Origin of the sequence: uncultured Cyclobacterium sp. (assembly GCF_963976465.1) — a bacterium.
Lineage (GTDB): Bacteria > Bacteroidota > Bacteroidia > Cytophagales > Cyclobacteriaceae > Cyclobacterium.
The window spans coordinates 1-9,505 of the sequence record NZ_CAXBOC010000184.1 but is presented as its reverse complement, the minus strand read 5'-3'; the positions used below and the strand labels follow the sequence as shown (position 1 = coordinate 9,505).

The following is a 9,505-nucleotide window of genomic DNA, read 5'->3' as shown; positions in this document are numbered from 1 at the left end:
TCCCCAGTGCCTCTTACCTCAGAATGGGTAGCAAAATGCTGCATGGCCTGAGCAAAGATAAAGTGCTGTCCATCTGCCCCATTGGTAAAGTTATATGCCACTCCAACCAGCATTGAATTGGTAAAGAGAAACTCGGGAATGACCTCCTGATAAGCATTGGGGTTTTTATTCAAGTCGCTCAAATTATCTGTAAAGTCATTACAGGAAGTCATGGCTATTAAAGCTATAGCAAGACTAATTAAATATATATTTGAATACTTTTTCATAATATCATATTGTTTAAGAAATAAATTGGTGAACTGCAGACTGCTCTTCATTAAAAAGCAATCCTTAAATTAAAACCTATCTCTCTAGTTCTTGGAAGCATTACTCCGGAAAAATTTTGGGAGTTGCTATTAGGATCAGACCCTTGTTCAGGATCAAAATGATCTGAATTTCTGTAAAGAATGGCAAGGTTTCTGGCCACCAATGATATTTGGGCGGTAGTCAAATTCACAAATTGTAATTTCTCTACCGGTATGTTATAATTCAATACCACGCTTCTTAATTTCACAAAACTCCCATCGATCATAAAGTTGGTAGCATACTGTCCATCATTGTTATAATAAGTAGACATAAAGCTGGCAGGCCATGTTTTGGTAAAGGCATCTCCATTTTCATCAACACCCTCCACGGTCAGCCCATTGTCTCTTCCGGGTAAGGTTTCCTTAAGCAAGCCAAACCTCCACATGTATTGTTTGGCCTGAGAGAAAAATTTATTTCCAAATTTGGCATCGATAAGCGCATTTAAAGAGAAGTTTTTGTAAGTAAAGGTGTTTTCAAAACCCATGGTATAAGGAGGAACACCTATCCCCAACGGCATTGTTGGTCCTCGCATGGCATAGCCACTTACGCTATTATATACCCTAATTCCATCTTCTGTATATTCGTAACTTCTTCCAAAACGAGTACTAGAATCTTTGCCCAATAAGCTACTGTTACCGGTGGCCTGACCCGGAGCGAGGGTAAGCACCCTGTTTTTATTGTAAGCAAGGTTATAACTTACATTCCAAGAGAATACAGATGTTCTTATGGGATTACCGGTCAGAAGCAACTCTATCCCTTTATTGCTAATTTCTCCTACATTCAATAAGGTAGAGGTAGCTCCTGAAGAAGGGGCTATATCGGTGGAAACGATGTCATCCTGATTAATTTTGCTATAAAGGGTGAAATCTATGCCAAACCTATTGTCGAAAAACTGCGCATCAAAACCTATTTCAGAAGTAGTGGAAGTCAAAGGTCTTAATTCAGGATTTGAAATGGCAGAGCTTGAAGTCTGCACTGGTACTCCCAAGTGACCTCCCAATCGGAAGCCGTACAACTGATTGATGGCATAGGCATCCACCGTGGCAGAACCTACCTGAGCCCAAGAACCTCTTAACTTCGCAAAGCTAATCGCATCCGGAAGATCAAAAGCATTGGATAAAATCACACTACCTCCTACAGAAGGGTAAAAGATTTTATTGTTTCCGGGGTTCAGGGTAGAAAACTGATCTTGTCTACCTGTGATACTTAAATAGTAAGTTTCTTTGAGGTTAAAATCCAAGGAGCTGAAAACCGAATTGGTACCTGTTCGGTAAAAACCTTTGGAAGGAGCCAGAATATTCAGGTTAACAGGACTGATCCAATCGGGAATGATGTATTCAGAACCTACAAGGTTGGAAACATCCAAAATATCTCTTTCCAAATTGCCCCCAACCATTGCAGCTAGGTTGATGCCATTACCAAAAGTAGTGTTGTAGTTGGCAATCACTCGGCCGTTAGACCGAGTTCGAAGTTCTTCTTGTGAGCGGTAAGTACCCAAAGGTCTAAAGGCAGTACCTACAGGGTAATAATCTTCCTCTCTCCAGCTGCTAAAATCCCGCATAAAATCTGCTTTGATAAATAAATTGGGCAGCAGATCATAGGTTATGCTTCCTTGGGCCATCCCCCTATCTTTCACATCCTTATTCCCCATTCTGTCTCTGGCGAAATAGGGGTTTGTGGCTTGGTTTACATGTTGCCACTCTACTTCCTGACCGGTTTCTGGATTGTAGCCCGGGGCTAAATCTGTTATATCAACCGTATTGGCCAATAAATAAACGCCCCATGCAGAGTTGGTTCCAACATAGCCTACCCCCGGACGGTTGGTTCCTACTTCATAGTTGTATTGCACCTGGGTATCAAAGCTCAATTTATCACTCAAGAAAGCCTTTAAATTCACATTGGCAGTTTGCCTGTCGTAGGTAGACCCTTTTACGATAGCTCCTGATTGAAGGTCTGAAGCAGACACCCTATAAAGAACCGATTCATTTCCTCCGGAAAAAGATACCGTATTTACGATATTCGTACTATTTCTGTAAAATGCTTTGATATTGTCTTTGATAGAAACACCTGAATATGGCCTTTCTACTCCATCAAACTGCACATATGGCTGGCCATCCATGGGTTCACCATAAGACAAACGTCCTGTACTGATGGCTTCACCCTGACTTTGTGGACGAACACCCAGACTTCCTTGTCCATATTCATATTGATACTCAGGGAAAATATTAATAGTACCCAAAGTGAAATTGGAGTTAAGCTCTATACCAATCCCTTTTGCTTGCCTTGTTCCTTTTTTGGTGGTTATTAGGATTACGCCATTTGCTGCCTGACTGCCATATAAGGCCGCTGCAGCACCCCCCTTAAGCACACTTATGGATTCGATGTCATCCGGGTTGATACTGGAAATCCCATCCCCCAAATCAGTAGTGGCTCCGTTGGCTTGATCTCTTACAGTGGCAGGACTGTTGGATATGGGCATACCATTGATCACATAGAGGGGCTGGTTATTACCGTTTAAGGAGCCGTTTCCTCTGATGACCACCCGACTAGAACTACCCGGTCCACTAGCCATACTTGTGGCATTCACACCGGCAATCTTTCCTGTCAAGGAGTTCGCTAAGTTGGTTTCTCTGGATTTGGTAAACTCCTCTCCTCTCACTTCTGTAACGGAATAAACCAATGATTCCTTTTTTCTCTCCAAACCGAAGGCCGTTACCACAACTTCTCCAAGAGCTTGTGATTCATCCACCATGGTCACGTCTATCATGCTTCTTCCGGAAATTGGGATTTCCTGAGAAGAAAAGCCAATGAAAGAGAAGATCAATGTTCCTGTACTGTTTGGGACCGTGATGGAATATTTACCATCCATGTCTGTAACGGTACCAATATTGGTTCCTTTAAGAAGAACGTTAACACCGGGAAGGGTTTCTCCATTTTCTGAAGACACAGTACCTGAGATATTTTCTTCCTCAGCTTTTGCTTTTCTCTCTCCCTCCTTTTTTGCAGTTTGCTTGGCATCGCTATTGGGCAAATTCACGGGTAAAGCATCATTTTTGATAGCACCTTTTTCTTCCTTGTTGGCAATTACGTAGAAGCCTTCATCCAATTTGTGGTAACTCAGGTTGCTGATTGCGGTTAATTTGGACAGATGTTCCTCTACTGATTTTGATTGATCAGTAACCTCATAAGCAATTTTGGTATGGATCAATTCACTATTGCAGACAATAGAAACCTCATACATCGGTTCCAGCATTTTAATTAAAGCCTTTAAGTTATTGGTTGAAGCTTTCTTTCCAACGTGAACTACCCGATTTCCGTCTCCCAGCGCGAGTTCCTGGGCTTGAATACTCATTACCCCGATCATAAAGACGAGCAATGAAAATTTAATTTTGTTAAGTTTTTTCATATTCGAAATTGTTAGGTTGTTAGTTATAGTGACTGACCAAACCCTAGAGTTAAATAAATTAACACCCTGATAATGATCATTTTGGTTAAAGCAATTTTACAATTTCCTCGGTAGGCTTATGTCCTTGTTATTAAGCTCCGATGAAAAAATTATTCGGCAGTACTATATAGTGGTTTGATAAATTCTATGGTATTGAATCAAGCAAATGATTCCTTAAGCTAATGACTTTGGTATTCTTTTATATTTGTTTTATTTGATTGTGACCAGTTTTCCTTCTATCGATATCTCATTTCCCAGACTCCTTTCCAGGCCTTCCAGCAATAAGGTAACATCATTGCTAGGCGCGGATCCATACAAGCGTTTTTCAAGTAAATTGCTGTCCGCTACAATTACCTTGAGGCCATAAGTAGATTCAAGAATGGCTTTTATTTCTTTCAAAGAAGTATCCTCAAAGAGCAAGCGGTTGTTTCTCCAGGAGGTATATACCATAGGATCTACTTCCTTTTTTGTTAAAACCTTGTCATTGTGAATGTATTCAGCCATTTCTCCTGGAGCCATATGCAAACGCTCCTCGCTGCTATCTTTTTGGAGGTTAAGCATGACCTTTCCGGAAGACAAGACCACCTTGGTTTTTCCTTTTCGGTTAAGCACGTTAAATTCCGTTCCCAAAACTTCCACATTAAAGTCGGTGGTGGCATGGACAACAAACTTCTCTTGCACGCCTAAATGCTTTACGGTAAAGTAGGCTTCCCCTACTAACCAAACATCCCTTGCCTCACCCATCTCCCAGCTATTGGAATAGCTCAGTGAAGAATTGCCATTGAGTTTTATTTCAGACCCGTCAGGAAGGACAATGCTTTTGGTTTCCCCGTAAGCAGTCGTATGCGTGGTCATACTTTCGTTTAAGGCAAAGTAGTAAATGCCACTCATTACCAAGAGACCGATAAATACCGCAGCCCATTTCAGCCAGCCGTTGTTAGCCATTATCCGATCCGGCTTAGCTTTCATTTTTATGTTTTCTGGAGCAGGCTCTTCTCTATCCTCATGAATAGAATCTTGTATCTTTTTAAAAATCAATTCTTTACGAATATTTTCAGGGCTGGTTTTTTTGAAATCTATTCCATTGGCAATCACCTTTGCTTCTCGCAGCATAAGTTTCCTTTCAGGGCTACTTCCTTGCCATTCCTCCCAATACCTGTTCGTTTCTTCAGTGGGGCTTTTGACCCAGTCAAGAAAGGAAATGTCTACCAATAGGTCATAAACAGAATGAATATCTGACTTCATCTAGATTGCTTTAAGGAAAAATAAGACTAAGAAAATTCTTCTCATTTTCCGGTGTATATATATAAGGGGAGGCTGTTCCGGAAATTACCTCAAAAAAATTGATAAAATTTTAAAAAAAATATTAAAGAAGAAAAAGTAGGTCGATTTATAGGCAATCACTTGCACAATATACCTTCAATGCAAGCAAATACAAGAGCTTATTATCCATACTCCCTTTCATGGAAGCAAGTGCCCTATAAACCAAGGTATAGGTAGACTTTTGGCTTATGCCGAGTAAACCGGAAATTTCAGCAAATGAAAGGCCATCATAAAATCGCAATATGATTACTTCTTTCTGTTTTCTAGATAGTTGATTGAGGGCTTTTAGAATATTTTCTTTCTGTATAGCGGTAATTTCTCCGGATATAATTCCCAAATCATGAGGCAAAACAATTTCAAAATCATGGTCTTTGAAACTTTCTTTTAATGGAGATTTACGTTTTTTCTCCAGGTTTCTAACAATTTTTCTTTTGAGGGATTTGTATAAATAGTAGCGAACAGATTCCGCTTGCGCAATAGATTTTCTGTTTTTCCAAAGCTCCACAAATAAATCATGAATGCTGTCTTCAATCAATTCTTTGTCGGCTGTTATGATCTCTCCATAATTAAACAATGCCACAATATAGCGTTCATAAAGAGCGGAAAAGGCCATTTCATTCCCTGACTTAAATTCAGCCCATAGTATAACATCTTCCTTGCACTGCCCGGCATCTTTAGCAAAAGAACCCTTTACTTTTGTGTTCTTTTCTCCATGAGCAAGTGTCAATTGAAAGTCTCTATTTTCCCCACCGGATAACTCCATATGAATAATAACCCTACCATTATAAAGCAGCAGGATAACATTTATAGTTTAGCTCAAAAAACGTATCAAATGCATACAAAATTGACAAGAGTATTATTAAACCATTAACATTGATCGTAGGAATTAAGATTACTCCCTGTTTCAAGATTTCTGTTGGCTATATTTCTTATCAGGCAATGCATATGCACATACATTTATCGAATTTAATGTTGTTTTAAATCAATTAGGACTTGGGCATTGTAAACTGAACCAGAAATAGGCTGAAGGTGAATCGACAAATTAATCTTACCCTATGAATAAGACTTGTCCTTCACAACCTATTTCTTTTTGAAAAGACAAAATTGAGTGCTTTAGAAATTTTCCGAGGATCCTTAATTCTCCAAAAATCTCAAGCATTGATTTACTAAACGCCCAATTGTTAAGGTGATTTTTTATCTTTAAATCATCCCATTCTTCAAGCTTAGTAAAATTTAGGTTGTTATTCTGTTAAATAAAAGTTTTGCGCCTGATTTTTTCCTTTTCTAAGTATAATATTGCTGATTCGGGTGTTGAATGGCGAGGCCAAATCACAATTCCACCACTAAAACAACGGCTTATTTCGTTAATTTTTTATATCAAATCTTTATGAATTCAATGGACTACCTCTACATTATACTACCATTCCCTACAAATGGTATTTTATATTTATAAAATAAACAGCATATTATAGGTCCTATTGATTAAAAGTGAATGTTACGCCATACGATAACTATAAAAGACATTGCACGCGAACTGAATATTTCAGTTTCCACAGTATCCAGAGCTTTACGGGACGCTTATGATGTGAGCCTAGAAACCAAACAGTTGGTCCTTGAAAAAGCCAGGGAGCTTAATTATAAACCAAACTACAATGCCAGAGGGCTTTCTCAGGGAAAAACCAACAATATCGGGGTTATCATTCCCTTCATCACCAACTATTATTTTTCAACGGTCATTACCGGTATACAGAAAATTGCTTATGATTACAATTACAATATTGTCCTCTATCTAACCAATGACTCCGAGGAAAGGGAATACCAGATCCTGAACAACCTTATCCTATCCGGACTAGATGGAATACTTATCTCTACCTGCGCTAGTAATTACGATCCTATTCATAAAATTATGGACAAAGGGGTGCCCGTGGTATTCTTTGACCGGACCAACAGTCTTGATGCTTCGAAAGTAAAGCAGGACGATTATAATGGCGCTTTTGAGGCCACATCTCATCTGATCTCTCAAGGGTTTAGCAAAATAGCCCATATCACCGGGCCAAAAGACCAGATGTTTACCCAAAACAGGCTCAATGGATACCTAAATGCCCTGGAACACCACAACCTACCGGTCAAAAAAAAATGGATTATTCACAACGGGTTTTCACAAGAATGTGGTGCTAAGGACCTTCAAAAGCTCATGGCCAAGTCCAAAAAGCCGGATGCCATTTTTGCGGTAAATGACCGAAAAGCCATAGGGGCCATGGTTGAACTTAAAAAGCAAAACATTCAAATAGGAAAGGACTTTGGTGTGGTTGGCTTTACCAACGACCCCATCTGCACCCTAATTACCCCTACCCTAACCACAGTATCTGAATCTGCCTTTGAAATAGGAAACATGGCTTGTGAATTGCTCCTCAAACATATACAGAAAGAAAATTTAGTCCCCAAGGAGGTTATTTTACCGGGGAAATTAATTATTCGAGAATCCACTATGCGGTCATTCCCCAAAATTTAAAAAGGTAATTTGCCTAAAAGCTAAAACGATAGGGCTTAATTATCAAAAGAAAAAGTAGCTTGATAAAGAAATGCTAGAAACACCTAAACAAAACCGCATCCCAAGATCTTTAATCGACCTTTGGACACGGTTTGGAGTTAGTGGTTTATTTCTGTATTGGCTTGGATAATAAGGAGGCCGATGCATCATCCAAGAAAATGCTGCAGGACGCATGCTCTTGCAAAATACTTGAGGGGTTTAAATTACTCACTTCACCTTCCAGACAAGCTTGAACGGCTTTAGCTTTCCGCTCATCAGGTACTGAGCATATGATGTGTTTGGATTTCATGATCTGTTGAATGGACATGCTGATAGCTTGGGCCGGAACATCCTCCATCTTTTCAAACCATCCCTCATTCATTTGTTGTTTTCTGCATGGCTCATCCAGGTCTACCACAAGATAGGGTGTTTGGGTATCAAAGTCTGCAGGGGGATCATTGAAAGCCAAGTGGCCATTTTCACCTATGCCTACAAAGGCCACATCTATGTCTTTATCTGAGATTAAGGACGCCAGCCTTTTGCATTCTTCTTCAGGATCATTTTCTCCATTGATATAGTGTATGGCTCCCAGGTTTCCTACCTTATCTACAAATCTTTCCTTCAGGTATTTCCTAAAGCTTGCCGGATGGCTAATCGGAATTCCTATGTATTCATCCAAATGAAAAACCGTCACTTTGCTCCAATCAATTTCTTCATCCAAAAGCCTGGAAATGGTTTCAAATTGGCTGGTACCGGTGGCTAATATTAAATTTGCTTTGCCTTTCTTTGCAATCGCTTCTCTGATCAGAGGAGCTGCTTCCTCTCCTGCTAAGTTTCCAAGCGCTTTCGGATTCTCAGATTGAAATATTATCATATAATTTAAATTAAGGTAAATAAAAAAACACTAACATTTGGTCAGCCTAGGCTAAGGTTAATCATCTAAATATATTCGGTACCGTACCCTACAATACATAGGCCGGAAACCATTAAATAAGACCGGGGAAATCCCGGTCATAGAACACCTATTTATTTTAAAGCAGCCCTGGCCACCCGCAATACATTACCACTTAATATTTTCCGGATGGTCTCCTCCGAATAGCCCATTTGAACCATGCCTACAGTAAATAAAGGCCAATTTGTCCAAGCCAGACTTTGGGTCATTTCTTTGCTGGTAGTAAACTCCTTTTCGGGATCAGGCCATAAAGCTTCCCATCGGTTTCTAGGTTTTCGATAAGCAGGTATTTTCTTATTTTCCTCTGAAGCATACTGGGAATTATGAGCGACATCTGTACCTATGGCCACTCGGTCGGGCCCAAACTTCTTGACCATATAATCTATGTGTTGCATCAAGGAGGCGATATCTCCTGAACCTCCCAGATACCAAGGAATACAACAAATCCCCATATACCCATCAGTATCTGCTATGGCCTTGATTACATTGTCCGGCTTGGCACGAAAATGTGGATACAATGAATTAACTGTGCTGTGGCTGGCTACCATAGGTTTGTCAGAAAATTTGGCTGCATCCAAGCTGGTTTGCCATCCGGAATGCGAAATATCCACAATGACACCAACCCTATTCATTTCTTTAACCACTGCCCTTCCAAAGTCACTCAACCCGGCATCATTGGGCTCTCCACAACCATCCCCTATCATGTTCCTCCTGTTATAGGTGAGGTGCATCATCCGAATTCCCAATTGAAAAAACACCCTGATATAGCGAAGCTCCTCTTCTACAGAAACCCAATCCTGAGGAAGGGGCACACCGTTTCCGGTAAAATAAAGTGAGTGCTTATTTTGTTCTTTGGCCAACAAAATGTCTTCAGGGGTAACCGCTTTTATTAAAACATCCTTCATCCAAT

6 protein-coding genes and 1 pseudogene are annotated in these 9,505 nt (G+C 40.0%); 1 reads left to right on the top strand and 6 read right to left on the bottom strand.

Features of this window, described 5'->3' with window-relative positions:
• The 4 genes and pseudogenes from AAC037_RS11780 to AAC037_RS11765 form a co-directional block, all read right to left on the bottom strand.
• A pseudogene (locus AAC037_RS11780) lies at window positions 1-266 on the bottom strand (SusD/RagB family nutrient-binding outer membrane lipoprotein); the annotation flags it as partial.
• Window positions 267-316: 50 nt separating this feature from the next.
• Window positions 317-3,751 (bottom strand): SusC/RagA family TonB-linked outer membrane protein, encoded by a 3,435-nt coding sequence (locus AAC037_RS11775; protein WP_339903184.1) that lies wholly within the window; start codon window positions 3,749-3,751, stop codon window positions 317-319.
• Window positions 3,752-4,000: 249 nt separating this feature from the next.
• Window positions 4,001-5,035, bottom strand: a complete 1,035-nt coding sequence (locus AAC037_RS11770) for a FecR domain-containing protein (RefSeq protein ID WP_339903183.1) — start codon at window positions 5,033-5,035, stop codon at window positions 4,001-4,003.
• A gap of 145 nt (window positions 5,036-5,180) precedes the next feature.
• Window positions 5,181-5,876: a sigma-70 family RNA polymerase sigma factor gene (locus AAC037_RS11765; RefSeq protein ID WP_339903182.1), complete on the bottom strand. Its 696-nt coding sequence runs from the start codon at window positions 5,874-5,876 to the stop codon at window positions 5,181-5,183.
• 729 nt (window positions 5,877-6,605) lie between these two features.
• Here AAC037_RS11765 and AAC037_RS11760 point away from each other — a divergent pair.
• Entirely contained in the window at window positions 6,606-7,625 is a 1,020-nt protein-coding gene (locus AAC037_RS11760) for a LacI family DNA-binding transcriptional regulator (protein ID WP_339903181.1), read from the top strand.
• A gap of 145 nt (window positions 7,626-7,770) precedes the next feature.
• Here AAC037_RS11760 and AAC037_RS11755 read toward each other — a convergent pair whose 3' ends face one another.
• The gene (locus AAC037_RS11755; protein WP_339903180.1) at window positions 7,771-8,517 is read right to left on the bottom strand and encodes a glucosamine-6-phosphate deaminase; all 747 of its coding nucleotides are present in this window, start codon (window positions 8,515-8,517) and stop codon (window positions 7,771-7,773) included.
• Window positions 8,518-8,669: 152 nt separating this feature from the next.
• Window positions 8,670-9,505, bottom strand: an 836-nt coding sequence (locus tag AAC037_RS11750; RefSeq protein ID WP_339903179.1) for a membrane dipeptidase, incomplete at its 5' end; no start/stop codon positions are given.

Coding starts and splice junctions, on each gene's coding strand:
- AAC037_RS11770 (WP_339903183.1), bottom strand. CDS start 5,035: ATGAAGTCAGATATTCATTCTGTTTATGACCTATTGGTAGACATTTCC.
- AAC037_RS11765 (WP_339903182.1), bottom strand. CDS start 5,876: ATGGAGTTATCCGGTGGGGAAAATAGAGACTTTCAATTGACACTTGCT.
- AAC037_RS11775 (WP_339903184.1), bottom strand. CDS start 3,751: ATGAAAAAACTTAACAAAATTAAATTTTCATTGCTCGTCTTTATGATC.
- AAC037_RS11755 (WP_339903180.1), bottom strand. CDS start 8,517: ATGATAATATTTCAATCTGAGAATCCGAAAGCGCTTGGAAACTTAGCA.
- AAC037_RS11760 (WP_339903181.1), top strand. CDS start 6,606: ATGTTACGCCATACGATAACTATAAAAGACATTGCACGCGAACTGAAT.